This is a genomic window from Streptomyces sp. NPDC047525, assembly GCF_040643025.1.
Taxonomy (GTDB): Bacteria; Actinomycetota; Actinomycetes; order Streptomycetales; family Streptomycetaceae; genus Streptomyces; species Streptomyces durmitorensis.
In genome coordinates this window covers 409,556-426,670 of the sequence record NZ_JBEYTL010000003.1, presented here as the reverse complement: position 1 = coordinate 426,670, position 17,115 = coordinate 409,556, and the positions used below count along the sequence as shown (strand labels likewise).

The following is a 17,115-nucleotide window of genomic DNA, read 5'->3' as shown; positions in this document are numbered from 1 at the left end:
GCCATGCGCTTCCGGCACCCCGACGGCAGCGTCGTCCACCTCGCGTACTGCACCAACGTCCACCCCGCCGAGACCCTCGACGGCGTCCTCGCGCAACTCCGCGACCACTGCGAACCCGTGCGCAAACGGCTCGGCAGGGACCGTCTCGGCATCGGCCTGTGGCTCGCCAAGGACGCCGCGCACGCCCTGGTCACCGACCCGGCGGCACTGCGCGGCCTGCGCACCGAACTCGACCGGCGCGGCCTGGAGGTCGTCACCCTCAACGGCTTCCCCTACGAGGGCTTCGGCGCCGAAGAGGTCAAGTACCGCGTCTACAAGCCGGACTGGACCGACCCCGAGCGCCTCTCCCACACCACCGACCTGGCCCGCCTGCTCGCCGCGCTCCTCCCGGACGACGTCGCCGAAGGCACCATCTCCACCCTTCCTCTCGCCTGGCGCACCCCCTTCGACACCACCCACGCCGAAGCCGCCCGCGCGGCCCTCACCGCGCTCGCCCAGCGCCTGGACGCGCTCGCGGAGCTGACCGGCAAATCGATCCGCATCGGCCTCGAACCCGAACCGGGCTGCACCGTGGAGACCACGGGCGACGCGATCGCCCCCCTCACCGCGATCGGCCACGACCGCATCGGTGTCTGCGTCGACACCTGTCACCTCGCCACCTCCTTCGAGGACCCGCACACCGCGCTCGACGCGCTCGCCGCCGCGGGCATCCCCGTCGTCAAGTCCCAGCTCTCCGCCGCCCTGCACGCCGAAGACCCCCATCTCCCCGGGGTCCGCGAGGCTCTCGCTGCCTTCGACGAGCCCCGCTTCCTGCACCAGACCCGCACCCGCACCGCGGCCGGACTGCGCGGCACCGACGACCTCGGCGAATCCCTCGCCGGCGACGCCCTGCCCGAGACGGCACCCTGGCGCGCCCACTTCCACGTCCCCCTGCACGCGCCTCCCGCACCGCCCCTCACCTCCACGCTCCCCGTACTCAAGGACACCCTCGCCCATCTGGTCGGCGGTCCCGAGCCGCGCACGCGTCACCTCGAGGTCGAGACCTACACCTGGCAGGCGCTGCCGCCCGAACTGCGCCCCCGCTCCCGCCCCCAGCTCGCCGACGGGATCGCCGCCGAGCTCACCCTCGCCCGCGATCTCCTGACGGACCTCGGCCTGAAGGAACTCCCATGAGCCCAACCCCTCTCCTCGTCCTTGACGTCGTCGGCCTCACCCCCCGTCTCCTCGACCACATGCCGCACCTCAAGTCGCTCGGCCAGTCCGGCTCCCAGGCCCCGCTGGGCACGGTCCTGCCCGCCGTCACCTGCGCCGCCCAGTCCACCTTCCTCACCGGCACCACCCCCGCCGAGCACGGCATCGTCGGCAACGGCTGGTACTTCCGTGAGCTCGGCGACGTACTCCTGTGGCGGCAGCACAACGGCCTCGTCTCGGGCGACAAGCTGTGGGACGCCGCCCGACGCGCGCATCCCGGCTACACCGTCGCCAACATCTGCTGGTGGTACGCCATGGGCGCCGACACCGACATCACCATCACCCCCCGTCCCGTCTACTACGCCGACGGCCGCAAGGAACCCGACTGCTACACCCGGCCCCCGGCCCTGCACGACGAACTCACCGAGAAACTCGGCACGTTCCCCCTCTTCCACTTCTGGGGCCCCGGCGCCGACATCGTCTCCAGCCGCTGGATCACGGACGCCACGCGCCACATCATCAGCACCCGCCACCCCGACCTGGCCCTGTGCTACCTCCCTCACCTCGACTACGACCTGCAGCGCTTCGGCCCCGACGACCCGCGCTCCCACCGGGCCGCCGCCGAACTCGACGCGACCATCGCCCCCCTCCTCGACGAGGCGAAGGCCGAGGGCCGCACCGTCGTCGCCCTGTCCGAGTACGGCATCACCCGCGTGGACCGCCCCGTCGACATCAACCGCGCCCTGCGCCGCGCCGGACTGCTCGAAGTGCACACCCAGGACGGCATGGAGTACCTCGACCCCATGACGTCCCGCGCCTTCGCCGTCGCGGACCACCAGATCGCCCACATCTACGTGCGCAGGCCCGAGGACATGGAAGTCACCCGTCAGGCACTGGCCGACGTGCCCGGCATCGAGCAACTCCTCGACGACGAGGGCAAGAAGGCCCACGGCCTGGACCACCCGCGCTCCGGCGAACTCGTCGCCGTCGCCGAGTCGGATGCCTGGTTCACGTACTACTACTGGCTCGACGACGCCCGCGCGCCCGACTTCGCCCAGCTCGTCGAGATCCACCGCAAACCCGGCTACGACCCCGTCGAGCTCTTCATGGACCCCCTCGACCCCTATGTGAAGGTCAAGGCCGCGGGCGCGCTGGCCCGCAAGAAGCTCGGCATGCGCTACCGCATGGCGGTCGTGCCCCTCGATCCGTCACCTATTCGCGGCAGCCACGGCCGCCTTCCCACGAGCGACGACGACGGTCCGCTCATCATCAGCTCCACCCCCCATGCGTTCGACGACCGGATCGCGGCCACCGCCGTGAAATCCCTCCTCCTCGACCTGGCCGGCCTGGGCTGAGACACACCTCGCCCCACCGTCCGCCCGACCAGGAGCAGTTACAGAAAGTGAAACACGCGTCACTGACAACGCGCAGTGGCGTCCGCCCGCACGTCGAAGAGCCCAGGAGAGGCACCCGTGACCGACTTCCACGACACTCCCGCCGACGAGGCCCTCAGACAGCGCCTCGGCATCAATCGCCGCCGCTTCCTCAGCACGTGCACCGCCGTCGGCGCGGGCGCGATCGCCGCGCCCGTGTTCGGCGCGGCACCGTCCTTCGCCCAGTCGAAGACGGAGGGCCACGGCCATCACCACGGTCACGGCCGCGAACTGGTGCCCGCGAACAAGCGCGGCATCATCCTCTACACGGTGCGTGACGCGACCGGCCGCGACCCGCTCACCTCCGACCTGCCCTCCGGCTTCCGCGAGGTGTTCAAGGAGCTGGCCCGCTACGGCTACAAGCAGGTCGAGTTCGCGGGCTACGGCCAGCACGCCAACGCCCCGGGCGGCGCCGGCCTGGAGTCCGTCGAGGGCGCCAAGCTGCTGCGCTCCTGGCTCGACGAGTACGGTCTGCGCGCCCAGGGCAACCACGGCTTCATACCGGGGTCATGGCCGCTCTCGCAGCCCGACCTCGACACGTTCAAGAAGAACCTGGAGATCGCCAACATCCTGGGCATGGACCACATGGGTACCGGCGGCGACCCCACCAACAGCTCGTACAAGGCCGATTGGGACGTCGCCGCCGACAAGTGGAACGCCCTGGGCACCATCGCGCGCAAGGCCGGCATCAAGCTCTACACGCACAACCACGACGCGGCGTACGGCTTCCTGCTCGACGGCGGCCCGCTCGACGCGCAGGGCCGCCCGACCCGCAGCTCCGGCATCCGCAGGCTGGAGTACTTCCTCAAGGCCACCGACCCGCGGACGGTCTGGCTGGAGATGGACATCTACTGGGCGCACGTCGCGCAGTACAAGTTCCACACGTACACCGCGCACGACGGCTCCCAGCGCAAGAAGGTCTTCGACCCGGCGGCGCTCGTCAGCCGCAACAACAAGCGCTACCCGCTGTTCCACGCCAAGGACGGCACCCGCAACGACACCAGCGGCGAGGGCTACGACATGGTGGCCTTCGGCGAGGGCGTCATCGACTACCGCACCTTCTTCAGCCGTGTCGGCGAGAAGAACTACCACAACCCCATGGTCGAGCAGGACAACGCGCCGAGCGGCACCGATCTGGGCCAGTCCCTGAAGCTCGCGAAGATCGGCTACGACAACCTGGCGGCTCTCCGCAAGAAGCGCTGAGCACCTGACCGCACGCACGAGCAGCTCCCGCCGCGCGGCGGGAGCTGCTCGTGCGTCGAGTGGGATCAGGCGTGCACCGGCGCCCTCTCCCGCCCCGGCTGGCGCAGCAGCAGCGCGACGGCCGCGGCCAGCATGGAGATGCCGCCCGCGAGGGCGTACGCGCCGTTGTAGCCCCACGCGGCCACCACCATCGAGCCCATCCCGCCGCCGAACAGGCCGCTGATCAGCTTGCCGCTGTAGACGAGCCCGTAGTTGGTGGCGTTGTAGTTCTCCCCGAAGTAGTCCGGGGTCAGCGCCGCGAACATCGGGTAGAACGCACCGCCACCGAATCCCGAGAGGAACGCGAAGACCAGGAAGAGCCACTCGCTGTGGATGTCGCCCGCCCAGATCACACCGAACTGCGAGAGCCCGAGGACCAGGATCACGAACACCAGGGTCGCCTTGCGGCCCCAGATGTCGGAGAGCCAGCCGACCACTCCGCGTCCGATGCCGTTGATGACGGCCATGAGCCCCATCGAGGTAGCGGCGACCAGGGGGCCGAAGCCCACGTCCTTGGCGAAGTCCACCTGGAAGGAGATCCCGAAGATGGACACACCCGCGGTCATGACGAGGGTGAACCACATCAGGGGCAGCATGCCCGTCCTGATGGCCTCCTTCGGTGTGAACTGACGCACCGCGGGCGGGTTCTTGGCGAGGCTCGCGGCGTCCTTCGAGGCGCCCGACTTCTCCAGCGGGTCCACCTCGGAGGGCCACCAGTTCTTCGGCGGGTCCTTGAAGAAGAAGGCACAGGCCAGGACGACGACGAGGATGTACGCGCCGATCAGGTCGAGCACGCGGTGATAATTGCCGGTGTCGAAGGCGTAGTTGAAGATGAAGATGAACGGCAGCGAGCCGTAGGCGAATCCTCCGTTGACGAACCCCGTCTTCGCGCCACGGCGTTCGGGGAACCACTTGGCGACCATGTTGATGCAGGTCGCGTAGACGAAGCCGGAGCCCACGCCGCCGATGACGCCGAACCCGATGATCGCGAGCCATACGTTGTCCAGGTGTGACAGGGCGAGGAATCCGATCAGGCACATGAACGACCCGGTGTACATGGCGTTCCGCGCCGTCAGGATGCCCTTCTCGCGCATCCATCCCGCCGGGAACGCGATGCCCGCCTGGAAGAAGACCCAGACACTCAGAATCCAGAAGGTGTTGGACTGCGTCCAGCCGTGGGCGTGGGACAGGGTGTCCTCCGCCGAGCCGAACGCGTACTCGAAGACACTGATGGCCATCATCGCGATCCACGGCAGGTACACCATGATCTTGCGGGAGTGGCCGAGGATGTCCCGGTCCGTCTCGCCCACGCGATAGACGCGGCCGTGCTCGTCGGTGATCTCGCGATACGGGGTGCCGCTTTCAGGCGCCTTGTTTCCTGTGGCGATGGGCTCCGCCGTCATATCAGGCCATCTCCTCACCGAGGGGTTGCGGATTGGGTTTGATGCCTTTGTCCTTGGGCCTTCCCGGCTGGGAAAGGAAGAGCGCGATGAATCCGGCGAACAGGGAAATGGAGCCGGCCAGGGTGAAGGCCCCTGTGTGGCCCCAGTTGCTCACCACGACGGCCCCCATTCCGGAGCCGAGCAACCCGGAGACCAGCTTGGAGCTGTAGACCAGGCCGTAGTTGGATGCGTTGTTGTTCTCGCCGAAGTAGTCCGCCGTCATGGCCGCGAACATCGGGAAGATGGCGCCGCCTCCGAACCCGGAGATGCTGGAGAAGACCAGGAACAGCGGGAGGTTCTTGATGTCCGCGGACCACAGGATTCCGTACTGCGAGAGGCCGAGGACGATGCAGACGAATATCAGGCAGCGTTTGCGTCCGTAGAGATCCGAGAGCCAGCCGATGACGCCTCGGCCGGTGCCGTTGACGATGGCCTTCAAGGACATGGCCGTGGCGACGATTCCGCCGGCGAATCCGGCCTCGTCCCCGATGTCCACCTGGAAGGCGATGCCGAAGATGTTCACGCCGGACGTGCACAGCAGGCAGAACCACATGAGTGCGACCCGGCCGGTCTGCCACGCCTCCTTGGGCGTGTACTGCCGCACGGCGGGCGGGTTCATCGCCATCGCGCGCCTGGCCCGCGGGTCGTCCGGCGGCCGCAGCGGGTCCACGTCGGCCGGCCACCAGTTCTTCGGCGGGTCCTGGAAGAAGTAACCGGCCACGGCGACCATCGCCGCCAGGAAGAGGCCGACGCTCACCAGCACCCAGCGGAAGTTCGTCAGGTCCATGAAGCCGGTGAAGATGAACACGAACGGCACCGAGCCGTAGGCGAATCCGCCGTTGACGAATCCGGTCTTTCCTCCCTTTCGTTCGGGATACCACTTGCCGACCATGTTCACGCAGGTCGCGTACACCATGCCGGCGCCCATACCGCTGAACATGCCGAAGCCGACATAGGCGACGACGACGTGCGGCGCGAACGCCAGGGACAGATAGCCCAGCAGTGTTCCGACGGCGCCGCACATCATCGCCCAGCGCGCCGGAAGCCTTCCGCTCTCGCGCAGCTTGCCCGCCGGGAAGGCCACCGCGGCCTGGAAGAAGACCCAGACCCCCAGCATCCAGAAGATGTGGGTGTCGCCCCAGGAATGCGCGGTGTGCAGGGTGTCCTCGGCCGACGCGAACGCGTACTCGGCCGAGCTGATGCCCATCATGCCGATCCACGGCAGGATGACCATCCATTTGCGCCTGCGGCCCATGATGTCGATGTCGGTCTCACCGACCCGGTACATCCGGCCGTTGGCGTCCGTCACCTCCCTGTAGGGGACGGCTGTGGGTATGTCGGTTGTCGTCATGTTGATTCAGCACCCCTTGCGTCGAAAAGATCCTGGCCAGCGCCCCCTGTCCAATTCCTTTCGTGTGCGCACGGGTCCCGGGGCCGGCCGACGCGCACCGCCGGCCGGCCCCAACACCGGTCACCTCATCGACCGCCCCCCAACAGACCGGCCGCACGCGCCCACCGGTACTTCGCGCCGAGCGCTTCGACCGGCTTCTCCGTCGTGTACGGATAGGCCACGACGCCCCGCTCGAAGAGGTACTGGCAGGCCTCCTCCACCTCGACGTCGCCCGCCAGGGATGCCACGACGGGCTTCTCGATGCCGCGCTCGCGGAACTCCGCGACCACCCGGGCCGTCAGCTCGGCGAAGACCATGGGAGGGGTGACGATCGTGTGCCAGTAGCCCAGGACGAGCGCGTGGATGCGTGGGTCCTCCAGGCCGAGCCTGATCGTCGCCTCGTACGTCGACGGGGGCTCGCCCCCGGTGATGTCGACGGGGTTGCCCGCCGCCCCGAAGGGCGGGATGAACGCCCGGAAGGACGCGTCCAGGTCGTCGGGGATCTCCATCAGGCGCAGCCCGTTGTCGGTCACCGCGTCGGAGAGCAGGACGCCCGAGCCGCCCGCACCCGTGATGATCACGATGTTGTCGCCCTGCGGAGTGGGAAGCACCGGCAACGCGCGCGCGTACTCCAGCATTTCGTTGAGCCCCGGCGCCCTGATGACGCCGGCCTGCCGGAGGATGTCGTCGTACACGGCGTCATCGCCCGCCAGGGCGCCCGTGTGCGATCCGGCGGCCTTCGCCCCGGCGGCCGTGCGCCCGGCCTTCAGGACCACGACCGGCTTCTTGGGAACGGTCGCCCGCGCGGCCTCCACGAAGGCACGGCCGTCCTTGAGGTCCTCCAGGTGCATCGCGATGCACTGGGTGTTGGGGTCCTCGCCGAACCAGGTGAGGAGGTCGTCCTCGTCCAGGTCGGACTTGTTGCCGAGCCCGACGATCGCCGAGACGCCCGTCTTCGTGGTGCGTGCGAAGCCGAGGATGGCCATTCCGATGCCACCGGACTGGCTCGTCAGCGCGACCCCGCCCTTGACGTCGTACGGCGTGCAGAACGTGGCACACAGGTCCTGCCACGTCGAGTAGTAGCCGTAGATGTTCGGGCCGAGCAGCCGCACCCCGAGCCGCTCGCCGATCTCCACGATCTCGTCCTGGAGGGCCTGTTCACCGGTCTCGGCGAACCCGGAGGGGATCAGGACAGCGTTCGGGATGCCCTTGCGACCCACCTCCTCCAAGGCCGACGCCACGAACTTGGCGGGGATCGCGAAGACCGCCACATCCACCTCACCGGGAACGTCCGTGACACTCTTGTACGCCTTGCGGCCCAAGATGTCATCGGCCTTGGGGTTCACCGGATGGATCTCGCCGGAGAAGCCGCCGTCGATGAGGTTGCGCATCACCGAATTGCCGATCTTGCCCTGCTCGTTGGAGGCTCCGATCACGGCGACCGAGCGGGGCTCCATCAGCCGCCGCATCGACGTGAGCATCTCCTCGCGCGTGTAGGTACGGCGCTTCTTCGGAGTCCCTTCCGCGAGGATGACGCGGATGTCCGCCGCGATCGCGCCCTCCGGGGTGGCGATCACCGGGTTGAGGTCCACCTCGGCGATCTCCGGGAAGTCGGTGACCAGTTGGGACACCCGGCGTATCTGCTCGGCGACGGCCCACCGGTCCACCGCCGGGGCGCCGCGCACCCCGCGCAGGATCTCGGCGGCGCGGATCGAGTCGAGCATCGATGCGGCCTCGTCGGCGTCGACCGGTGCGAGACGGAACGTGACGTCCTTGAGGACCTCGACCAGTACGCCGCCGAGCCCGAAGGCGACGACCTTCCCGAACGTCGGATCGGTCACCGCCCCGACGATCACCTCCTGGCCGGAGGGCAGCAGCTCCTGCACCTGCACGCCCTCGATGCGTGCCCCAGGCGCGTACTCCCGCGCGTTCTTGACGATCTCGCAGAAGGCGGCCCGTACGTCGGTGGCGCCCTCCACCCCGACGACGACGCCGCCCGCGTCGGTCTTGTGCAGGATGTCGGGGGAGACGATCTTCATGACGACGGGCCCTTCGAAGCGGGCCGCGTGCGCCACCGCCTCGTCCACGTCCGTCGCCAGCTCCTCGCCCGGTACGGCGATCCCGTACGCGTCCGCGAGGATCTTGCCCTCGGGCGCGGTCAGGGAGGCCCGCCCCTCGGCGCGCACCGAGTCGAGGAGCGCCCGCACCGTCAGTGCGCGGTCTTCGGCCATCACTCAGATCACTCCGTTCGACTTGAGCAGGCGCAGTTCCTCGTCGCCGAGGCCGAGCTCACCGACGAAGACCTCCGCGTTGTGCTCGCCCAGGAGCGGCGAACTGACCACGTTCACGGGGGAGTCCGACAGCTTCAGCGGGGAGCCGACCGTGGTGAAGGAGCCGCGCTGCGGGTGCGCGACCTCGACGACCATCTCGTTCGCGGCCAGCGAGGCGTCCTCGATGATCTCCTTGGTGGAGAGGATCGGGCCGCACGGGATGTTGTGGGCGTTCAGCCGCTCCAGGACCTCCCACTTGGGCAGCGTGGAGGACCACTCCTCGATCAGCTGGAACATCTTGCCGAGCTTGGGAAGCCGCGACTCCGGAGAGGCCCACTCGGGGTCCTGCGCGAGCTCGGGCCGCCCGATCAGCTCGGTGAGCGGCTGCCAGCCCACGGGCTGCACGATGACGTACACGTAGTCGTTCGGGCCGCCCGGCGCGCACTTGACCGCCCAGCCGGGCTGACCGCCGCCGGACGCGTTGCCCGAGCGCGGCACCTCGTCCCCGAAGTCCTCGTTCGGGTACTCGGCGAGCGGCCCGTGCGCCAGGCGCTGCTGGTCGCGCAGCTTGACCCGGCAGAGGTTGAGCACGGCGTGCTGCATGGCCACGTTCACGCGCTGCCCGCGACCGGTGTTCTCCCTCTGGAAGAGGGCGGCGAGTATTCCGGCGACGGCGTGGATGCCGGTCCCGGAGTCACCGATCTGGGCGCCCGTGGCGAGCGGCGGTCCGTCCTCGAAGCCCGTGGTCGACATGGAGCCGCCCATGGCCTGTGCCACCACTTCGTAGGCCTTGAAGTTGGTGTAGGGCCCGTCTCCGAAGCCCTTGATCGAGGCGTAGACGATCCGCGGGTTGATCTCCTGGATGCGCTCCCAGGTGAAGCCCATCCGGTCCACTGCGCCGGGGCCGAAGTTCTCGACCATGACGTCGGAGCGGCGGATCAGCTCGGTGAGGAGTTCCTTGCCGCGCTCGGTCTTGGTGTTGAGGGTGATGCTCCGCTTGTTGCAGTTGAGCATCGTGAAGTAGAGCGAATCGACGTCAGGGAGATCACGCAGCTGCTTGCGCGTGATGTCTCCGGACGGCGCCTCCAGCTTCACCACGTCCGCACCGAGCCAGGCGAGCAGCTGGGTGGCGGAGGGCCCGGACTGGACGTGTGTCATGTCGAGGACGCGTACGCCCTCAAGAGCCTTGGTCGTCATCGCGCGGGCTCCTCACTTGTACATGGTCTGGTTCATGGTTCCGGGGGCGTACGCGTCCGGATCGACCCATACGTTGATGAGCGAGGGCTTGCCGGACTCGCGGGCCCGCTGGAGCGCGGGGCCGATGTCGGCGGGGTCGCGGACCTCTTCGCCGTAGCCGCCCAGCATCTGGGCGAACTTGTCGTAGTGGACGTCTCCGAGGGTGTTGCCGATCCGCTGGCGCTCCTCGCCGTACTTGGCCTTCTGGCCGTAACGGATCTGGTTCATCGAGGAGTTGTTGCCGACGATCCCGACGAAGGGCAGGTTGTAGCGGACGAGCGTCTCGAAGTCCCACCCGGTCAGTGAGAAGGCGCCGTCTCCGAAGAGGGCCACCACCTCCTTGTCGGGCCGCGCCTGCTTGGCGGCGAGCACGAAGGGGATGCCGACGCCGAGCGTGCCGAGCGGTCCTGGGTCCATCCAGTGGCCCGGCGACTTGGGCTGCACGACCTGCCCGGAGAAGGTGACGATGTCGCCGCCGTCGCCGATGTAGATCGAGTCTTCGGTAAGGAAGTCGTTGATTTCGCTGACGAGGCGGTACGGGTGGATAGGGGAGGCGTCGGACTTCAGATTCGGCAGCCGCTTCTCGATCGCCGTCTGCTCGGCGGCGCGCAGCTCGTCGATCCACTCCTTGCGCTTGGACGCGCCTCCGTTGAGCCGCCCTGACGCCGCCTCGGTGACCGACTTCAGGATCAGCCCCGCGTCACCGACGATGCCCAGGTCGATGTCCCTGTTCTTTCCGACGGTGCGGTAGTCGAGGTCGATCTGCACGACGGTGGCGTCCGGGGAGAGCCGCTTGCCGTAGCCCATGCGGAAGTCGAAGGGCGTCCCCACGATGACGATGAGGTCGGCGTTGGAGAAGGCGTACCGCCGCGAGAGCTGGAAGTGGTGCGGGTCCCCGGGCGGCAGGGTGCCGCGGCCCGCGCCGTTCATGTAGGCGGGCACGTTCAGGGTCCGCACGAGCTCGATGGCGGACGCGGTGCCGCGCGTCGTCCACACCTGGCTGCCGAGGAGGATCGCGGGCTTCTCCGCGTGCACGAGCAGGTCGGCGAGCTTCTCGATGGCTTCTGGATCGCCGGCCGAGCGGGTGGAGGCGCGATACTGCCCGGCCTGCGGCACCCGGGCCTTGTCCACCGGCACCTTGGCGTCGAGCACATCGCGCGGTATCTCCAGGAAGGAGGGGCCGGGAGCGCCGTGGTAGCACTCGCGGAACGCCATCGACACCATGTCCGCGGCGCGCGCCGTGTCCGGCACGGTCGCGGCGAACTTGGTGATCGGCGTCATCATGTCGACGTGCGGAAGGTCCTGAAGTGACCCCATCTTGTGCTGGGTGTGGGCTCCCTGGCCGCCGATCAGCAGCATGGGGGACTCCGCGCGGAAGGCGTTCGCGACGCCCGTGACGGCGTCGGTGGTTCCCGGCCCCGCCGTCACCACGGCGCATCCCGGCTTTCCGGTGAGGCGCGCGTAGCCGTCGGCCGCGTGGGCGGCGACCTGCTCGTGGCGTACGTCGACGACATCGATCCCCTCGTCGACGCAGCCGTCGTAGATGTCGATGATGTGGCCGCCGCACAAGGTGTAGATGACCTCCACACCCTCTGCTTTGAGTGCCTTGGCGACCAGGTGCCCACCGGAGATGTGGGTCTGGCTCGTGTCGCTGCTGCCGTCGGGCATGGCGAAGTCCTGTCCCTTCGTAGGGGAGTTGGAGCGCTCACACGCTGCTCGTAGGTGCTCTCGCGGTAGATTGCATACAGTCGACGAATACTGTATGAAGCTTGTTATCCCGCATCCGGTGGGTGGTGTCCAGGGGGCGTGCGGCACTTTTCGGGGGTCCGGGGGGTCGTTCCCCGGATCGACACAGCGTCAGGAGCCGGAATGGACCTGTTCGAGCACCAGGCAAGGGAACTCTTCGAGGAACACGGCATCTTGGTGCCGCAAGCAGAAGTCGCCGACACGGCGAAGGAGGCGCGCGCGGGCGCCGCACGCCTGGGCGGCCGCGTCGTCGTCAAGGCCCAGGTGAAGACCGGAGGACGCGGCAAGGCGGGCGGCGTCAAGGTCGCCGCCGACCCGGCCGCCGCCGAGATCACGGCACGCCAGATCCTCGGCATGGACATCAAGGGCCACACCGTGCACAAGGTGATGCTGGCCCAACCCGTCGAGATCGACAGCGAGTTCTACGTCTCGTACGTACTGGACCGCGCGGCGGGCCGCTTCCTCGCCATCGCGTCCGCCGAGGGCGGCATGGAGATCGAGGAGGTGGCGGCGAGCCGCCCGGAGGCCGTCGCGCGCGTGGAGATCGACCCGGCGGCAGGAGTGGACGAGACCAAGGCGGCCGAGATCGCCGCAGCGGCGGGACTTCCCGAAGCGACCGCGGACGTCCTGGTCAAGCTGTGGCAGGTGCTGATCCGCGAGGACGCGCTCCTCGTCGAGGTGAACCCGCTCGTCCGCACCGCCCAGGGAGAGATCCTCGCCCTCGACGGCAAGGTCACCCTGGACGACAACGCCCGCTTCCGCCAGGCACGCTGGGGCACCGACGACTCCGCGCACGACGACCCGCTGGAGTCGGCGGCCGCGTCCAAGGGCCTCAACTACGTGAAGCTCGACGGCGAGGTGGGCATCATCGGCAACGGCGCGGGCCTCGTCATGTCCACCCTCGACGTGGTCGCGGGCTGCGGCGCGCGCCCCGCGAACTTCCTCGACATCGGCGGCGGCGCCTCCGCCCAGATCATGGCCGACGGCCTCTCCGTCATCCTCTCCGACCCCGCGGTCAAGTCCGTCTTCGTCAACGTCTTCGGCGGGATCACCGCGTGCGACGCCGTCGCCGACGGCATCGTCCAGGCCCTGGAATCCGTCCAGTTGACCAAGCCGCTCGTCGTCCGACTCGACGGCAACAACGCCGTCCGCGGCCGCGCCATCCTCGACGAGCGCGCCCACCCCCTCGTCCAGCAGGCCACCACCATGGACGGCGCCGCGCGCCGCGCCGCCGAACTCGCCGGTCACACCAACGCAGCCTAAGGAGCCGGGACATGGCGATCTACCTCACCAAGGAGAGCAAGGTCCTCGTCCAGGGCATGACCGGAGCCGAGGGCATGAAGCACACCCGCCGCATGCTCGCGGCGGGCACGGACGTCGTGGGCGGCGTCAACCCCCGCAAGGCCGGCCGCATCGTCGACTTCGACGACCGCGCCGTCCCCGTCTTCGGCTCCGTGCGCGAAGGGATCAAGGCCACGGGCGCCGACGTCACCGTGATCTTCGTGCCGCCCGCCTTCTCCAAGGCGGCGGTCACCGAGGCCGCCGACGCCGGGATCGGCCTCGCGGTGGTCATCACGGAGGGCATACCCGTGCACGACTCCGTCGCCTTCCACGCGTACGCCAAGGAGCGCGGCACCCGCGTCGTCGGACCCAACTGCCCGGGGCTCATCACCCCGGGGCAGGCCAACGCGGGCATCATCCCCGCCGACATCACCAAGTCCGGACGCGTCGGCCTGGTGTCGAAGTCCGGCACCCTCACCTACCAACTCATGTACGAGCTGCGCGACATCGGCTTCTCCACCTGCGTCGGCATCGGCGGCGACCCCGTCGTCGGCACCACGCACATCGACTGCCTCGCCGCCTTCGAGGACGACCCCGACACCGAACTGATCGTCCTCATCGGTGAGATCGGCGGCGACGCGGAGGAACGCGCGGCCGCCTACATCCAACGGTCCGTCACCAAACCCGTCGTCGCCTACATCGCCGGCTTCACCGCCCCCGAAGGCAAGACCATGGGGCACGCGGGAGCCATCGTCTCGGGCTCCTCCGGCACCGCGCGCGCCAAGCAGGAGGCGCTGGAGGCCGCGGGGGTGCGGGTCGGCGCCACACCGACGGAGACGGCCCGCCTCGTTCTCAACCGGCTGGGGGCGTGATGTCACTCATAGGTGACGGGCCCTGACTGCACTAGCGTCCCCCAGCACACACGCGGACCGCGCACCGAGCGGCGCCGCGCGAGCCATGCACCCCCGCCCCGACTGTGCACCGTGAGCGGAGACACCGAATGGCACCCACCCTCACCAACTCCCTTGTCCTCAAAGCCGGTACGGCCTGGACCGACGCCTGGCGGCGCTGCCTCGCCGTCGCGCCCGAGGCCTTCCGCGACGACCGCGTCCTCAACCTCTGGAACGGGACCTGGCAGGCGGACGGCCGGACCCTGCCCGCCACGTCCCCCGTCGACGGCAGCCCCATCGCGGGCCCGCCACGCCTCGACGCCGCCACCGCCCACCAGGCCGTACGCGCATCCCTCGACCAGCACCGGACCTGGCGCCACGTCGCGCTGGAGGAACGGCGCGCCCGCGTCGCCGCCACCCTCGACGCCCTCACCGAACACCGCGAACTGCTCGCCCTGCTCCTCGTCTGGGAGATCGGCAAGCCCTGGCGGCTCGCCCAGGCCGATGTCGACCGGGCCATCGACGGCGTGCGCTGGTACGTCGACGGCATCGAGCCGATGGTGGAGGGCCGGACCCCGCTGGACGGTCCGGTGTCCAACATCGCGAGCTGGAACTACCCGATGAGCGTGCTCGTTCACGCGGTGCTGGTACAGGCACTCGCGGGCAACGCGGTCATCGCCAAGACCCCGACCGACGGCGGCGTCGCCTGTCTGACCCTGGCGTGCGCCCTGGCCGCCCGCGAAGGGATTCCCGTCACCCTCGTGAGCGGCAGCGGGGGAGAGCTGTCCGAAGCGCTGGTCCGCGCACCGGAGATCGGCTGCGTCTCCTTCGTCGGCGGACGCGACACGGGCGCGGCCGTCGCGACCGCCGTCGCCGACCTCGGCAAGCGGCACATCCTCGAACAGGAAGGACTCAACACCTGGGGCATCTGGAACTACAGCGACTGGGACGCGCTCAGCGCCGTCATCCCCAAGCTCTTCGACTACGGCAAGCAGCGCTGCACGGCGTACCCGCGCTTCGTCGTCCAGCGGGGCCTCTTCGACGAGTTCCTCGCCGCCTACCTCCCCGCCGTGCGCACCCTGCGTGTCGGCCACCCCCTGGCGGTCGAGCACGCCGAAGACCCGTTCCCGCAACTGGACTTCGGCCCGCTGATCAACGCGGCCAAGGCCAAGGAGCTCGGCGACCAGGTGACGGAGGCGATCGACCGCGGCGCCGTGCCGCTGTACCGCGGCGCTCCGTCGGCGGAACGCTTCCTGCCGGGCCAGGACACGGACGCGTACGTCCATCCCGTCACGCTCCTGGGCCCGCCCCCGTCATCGCCGCTGCACCACGCGGAGCCGTTCGGCCCGGTCGACACCATCGTCCTGGTCGACACGGAGGCGGAGCTGCTCGCCGCGATGAACGCGTCGAACGGCGCGCTGGTCGCCACGCTGTCGACCGACGACACCGCGACGTACGACCGACTCGCCCCGCAGATCCGCGCCTTCAAGGTGGGCCACGGGAAACCGCGCTCACGCGGTGACAGGGACGAGCTGTTCGGCGGCTTCGGCGCCTCCTGGCGCGGCGCGTTCGTCGGCGGCGAACTGCTGGTGCGGGCGGTCACGCACGGCCCGGCGATGGAGCGGCCGCCGGGGAACTTCCCGAGTTATCACCTGATGGCGTGAGCCAGCCGTGCGGTGCGGGTGCCGCTGTCCGGCGCCCGCACCGCACGCAGGAGCGAGAAGAGGCCAAGCTGCCCCACTGACCTGCGCGTTGACCGACGGACCTAGCATGCCAAGGCATGACGACGATCTCCGACAAGACGGTCCATCCGTTCCACCTCAGCATCCCGCAGGACGCCCTGGACGACCTGCACGAGCGTCTGGACCGCACACGCTGGCCCGACGAACTGCCCGGAGTCGGCTGGCAGTACGGGGTCCCACGGAGCTATCTCAAGGAGCTCGCGCACTACTGGCGCCACGCGTACGACTGGCGTGCCGCGGAGGCCGCCCTGAACAAGTGGCCGCAGTTCACCACCACCATCGACGGGACGAACGTCCACTTCGCCCACATCCGGTCGCCGGAGCCGGATGCCACCCCGCTGCTCGTCTCGCACGGCTGGCCGGGCTCGATCGTCGAGTTCACCGAGGTGGCCGGTCCGCTCACCGACCCGCGGGCCCACGGCGGCGACCCGGCGGACGCCTTCCACCTCGTACTGCCGAGCATCCCCGGCTTCGGCCTCTCCGGTCCCACGACGGAGCAGGGCTGGGAGTTCAAGCGGGTGGCCGCCGCGTTCGTCGAGCTGATGGAGCGCCTCGGCTACGAGCGGTTCGGCGTACAGGGCGGTGACTGGGGAGCGGGCATCACCCGCGAGATGGGCCGGACGCGGCCCGACCGGGTCACCGGCGTCCATCTCAACCTGCTGCCGAACTCGGCCGCCGCGCAGGAACCCACGGCGGACGAGCTGGACGCGATGACCCCGCACGAGCGCGAGCGCGCGCTGGCCTCCTGGAAACGCATGCAGGAGTGGAGCCGGGACCGGCAGGGCTACGCGGACATCCAGTCCACCAGGCCGCAGACGCTCGCGTACGGCCTGACCGACTCCCCGGTGGGGCAACTCGCCTGGATCGCGGAGAAGTTCAAGGAGTGGACCGACTCCGACGACCGCCCGGAGGACGCCGTCGACCGCGACGCGCTGCTCACCAACGTGATGCTGTACTGGCTGACCGGCACGGCGGGATCGTCCGCCCGCATCTACTACGAGCGCGCACACGCCGACTACTGGGGCACCGGGCCCGAGCCGTCGACGACGCCGACCGCGCTGGCCGACTTCCCCCGGGACAACTTCATCCCGCTGCGGCACATCGCGGACCGGAGCAACAACATCGTGCGGTGGACGGAGTACGACCGCGGAGGGCACTTCCCGGCCATGGAGCAGCCGGACCTGCTGATCGGCGACATCCGGGCGTTCTTCAGGCAGCTCCGCGAGGCCGCCGCCCAGTAGCCGCTGCCGCC

12 protein-coding genes are annotated in these 17,115 nt (G+C 69.3%); 7 read left to right on the top strand and 5 right to left on the bottom strand.

Annotated elements, in window-relative coordinates:
* The first annotated feature begins 3 nt into the window (after positions 1-3).
* The 3 genes from eboE to ABZ833_RS10850 all read left to right on the top strand — a co-directional run bounded on the left by eboE (position 4) and on the right by ABZ833_RS10850 (position 3,827).
* Positions 4-1,173 carry a metabolite traffic protein EboE gene (eboE, locus tag ABZ833_RS10860; protein WP_361044047.1) on the top strand — a complete coding sequence of 390 codons (1,170 nt, stop codon included), beginning with the start codon at positions 4-6 and terminating at the stop codon, positions 1,171-1,173.
* A complete protein-coding gene (locus tag ABZ833_RS10855; RefSeq protein ID WP_361044045.1) occupies positions 1,170-2,546 on the top strand; it encodes a nucleotide pyrophosphatase/phosphodiesterase family protein in 1,377 nt (458 codons plus the stop codon). Before eboE ends, ABZ833_RS10855 begins: the two co-directional genes overlap by 4 nt.
* Positions 2,547-2,663: 117 nt before the next feature.
* The gene (locus ABZ833_RS10850) at positions 2,664-3,827 is read left to right on the top strand and encodes a sugar phosphate isomerase/epimerase family protein (protein WP_361044043.1); all 1,164 of its coding nucleotides are present in this window, start codon (positions 2,664-2,666) and stop codon (positions 3,825-3,827) included.
* A 65-nt stretch (positions 3,828-3,892) separates the two neighbouring features.
* On the opposite strand, the gene ABZ833_RS10845 is transcribed toward ABZ833_RS10850, so the two are convergent.
* The 5 genes from ABZ833_RS10845 to ABZ833_RS10825 form a co-directional block, all read right to left on the bottom strand.
* Positions 3,893-5,269 (bottom strand): OFA family MFS transporter, encoded by a 1,377-nt coding sequence (locus tag ABZ833_RS10845; protein ID WP_361044040.1) that lies wholly within the window; start codon positions 5,267-5,269, stop codon positions 3,893-3,895.
* A gap of 1 nt (position 5,270) precedes the next feature.
* Complete coding sequence (locus ABZ833_RS10840) at positions 5,271-6,659, bottom strand: OFA family MFS transporter (protein WP_361044037.1); 1,389 nt, start codon at positions 6,657-6,659, stop codon at positions 5,271-5,273.
* Positions 6,660-6,784: 125 nt separating this feature from the next.
* Positions 6,785-8,929: an acetate--CoA ligase family protein gene (locus ABZ833_RS10835; RefSeq protein WP_361044035.1), complete on the bottom strand. Its 2,145-nt coding sequence runs from the start codon at positions 8,927-8,929 to the stop codon at positions 6,785-6,787.
* A 3-nt stretch (positions 8,930-8,932) separates the two neighbouring features.
* Positions 8,933-10,165 carry a formyl-CoA transferase gene (frc, locus tag ABZ833_RS10830; RefSeq protein ID WP_249586635.1) on the bottom strand — a complete coding sequence of 411 codons (1,233 nt, stop codon included), beginning with the start codon at positions 10,163-10,165 and terminating at the stop codon, positions 8,933-8,935.
* A 12-nt stretch (positions 10,166-10,177) separates the two neighbouring features.
* Positions 10,178-11,872, bottom strand: a complete 1,695-nt coding sequence (locus tag ABZ833_RS10825) for a thiamine pyrophosphate-binding protein (RefSeq protein ID WP_361044031.1) — start codon at positions 11,870-11,872, stop codon at positions 10,178-10,180.
* 201 nt (positions 11,873-12,073) lie between these two features.
* Between ABZ833_RS10825 and sucC the strand changes: the two genes are divergently transcribed.
* The 4 genes from sucC (at position 12,074) to ABZ833_RS10805 (ending at position 17,104) form a co-directional block, all read left to right on the top strand.
* On the top strand, positions 12,074-13,213 hold the full coding sequence (gene sucC / locus ABZ833_RS10820) for an ADP-forming succinate--CoA ligase subunit beta (RefSeq protein WP_361044027.1): 1,140 nt from the start codon (positions 12,074-12,076) through the stop codon (positions 13,211-13,213).
* A gap of 11 nt (positions 13,214-13,224) precedes the next feature.
* Entirely contained in the window at positions 13,225-14,103 is an 879-nt protein-coding gene (sucD, locus tag ABZ833_RS10815; RefSeq protein WP_361044024.1) for a succinate--CoA ligase subunit alpha, read from the top strand.
* A gap of 128 nt (positions 14,104-14,231) precedes the next feature.
* Positions 14,232-15,785 carry an aldehyde dehydrogenase family protein gene (locus tag ABZ833_RS10810; protein WP_361044021.1) on the top strand — a complete coding sequence of 518 codons (1,554 nt, stop codon included), beginning with the start codon at positions 14,232-14,234 and terminating at the stop codon, positions 15,783-15,785.
* Positions 15,786-15,901: 116 nt separating this feature from the next.
* Positions 15,902-17,104, top strand: a complete 1,203-nt coding sequence (locus ABZ833_RS10805) for an epoxide hydrolase family protein (protein WP_361044019.1) — start codon at positions 15,902-15,904, stop codon at positions 17,102-17,104.
* Positions 17,105-17,115: the final 11 nt, after the last annotated feature.

Excerpts from the sequence above, each read along its gene's own strand:
- eboE (WP_361044047.1), top strand. The coding sequence starts at position 4 with ATGCGCTTCCGGCACCCCGACGGCAGCGTCGTCCACCTCGCGTACTGC.
- ABZ833_RS10855 (WP_361044045.1), top strand. The coding sequence starts at position 1,170 with ATGAGCCCAACCCCTCTCCTCGTCCTTGACGTCGTCGGCCTCACCCCC.
- ABZ833_RS10845 (WP_361044040.1), bottom strand. The coding sequence starts at position 5,269 with ATGACGGCGGAGCCCATCGCCACAGGAAACAAGGCGCCTGAAAGCGGC.
- ABZ833_RS10840 (WP_361044037.1), bottom strand. The coding sequence starts at position 6,659 with ATGACGACAACCGACATACCCACAGCCGTCCCCTACAGGGAGGTGACG.
- ABZ833_RS10835 (WP_361044035.1), bottom strand. The coding sequence starts at position 8,929 with ATGGCCGAAGACCGCGCACTGACGGTGCGGGCGCTCCTCGACTCGGTG.
- frc (WP_249586635.1), bottom strand. The coding sequence starts at position 10,165 with ATGACGACCAAGGCTCTTGAGGGCGTACGCGTCCTCGACATGACACAC.
- ABZ833_RS10825 (WP_361044031.1), bottom strand. The coding sequence starts at position 11,872 with ATGCCCGACGGCAGCAGCGACACGAGCCAGACCCACATCTCCGGTGGG.
- sucC (WP_361044027.1), top strand. The coding sequence starts at position 12,074 with ATGGACCTGTTCGAGCACCAGGCAAGGGAACTCTTCGAGGAACACGGC.
- sucD (WP_361044024.1), top strand. The coding sequence starts at position 13,225 with ATGGCGATCTACCTCACCAAGGAGAGCAAGGTCCTCGTCCAGGGCATG.
- ABZ833_RS10810 (WP_361044021.1), top strand. The coding sequence starts at position 14,232 with ATGGCACCCACCCTCACCAACTCCCTTGTCCTCAAAGCCGGTACGGCC.
- ABZ833_RS10805 (WP_361044019.1), top strand. The coding sequence starts at position 15,902 with ATGACGACGATCTCCGACAAGACGGTCCATCCGTTCCACCTCAGCATC.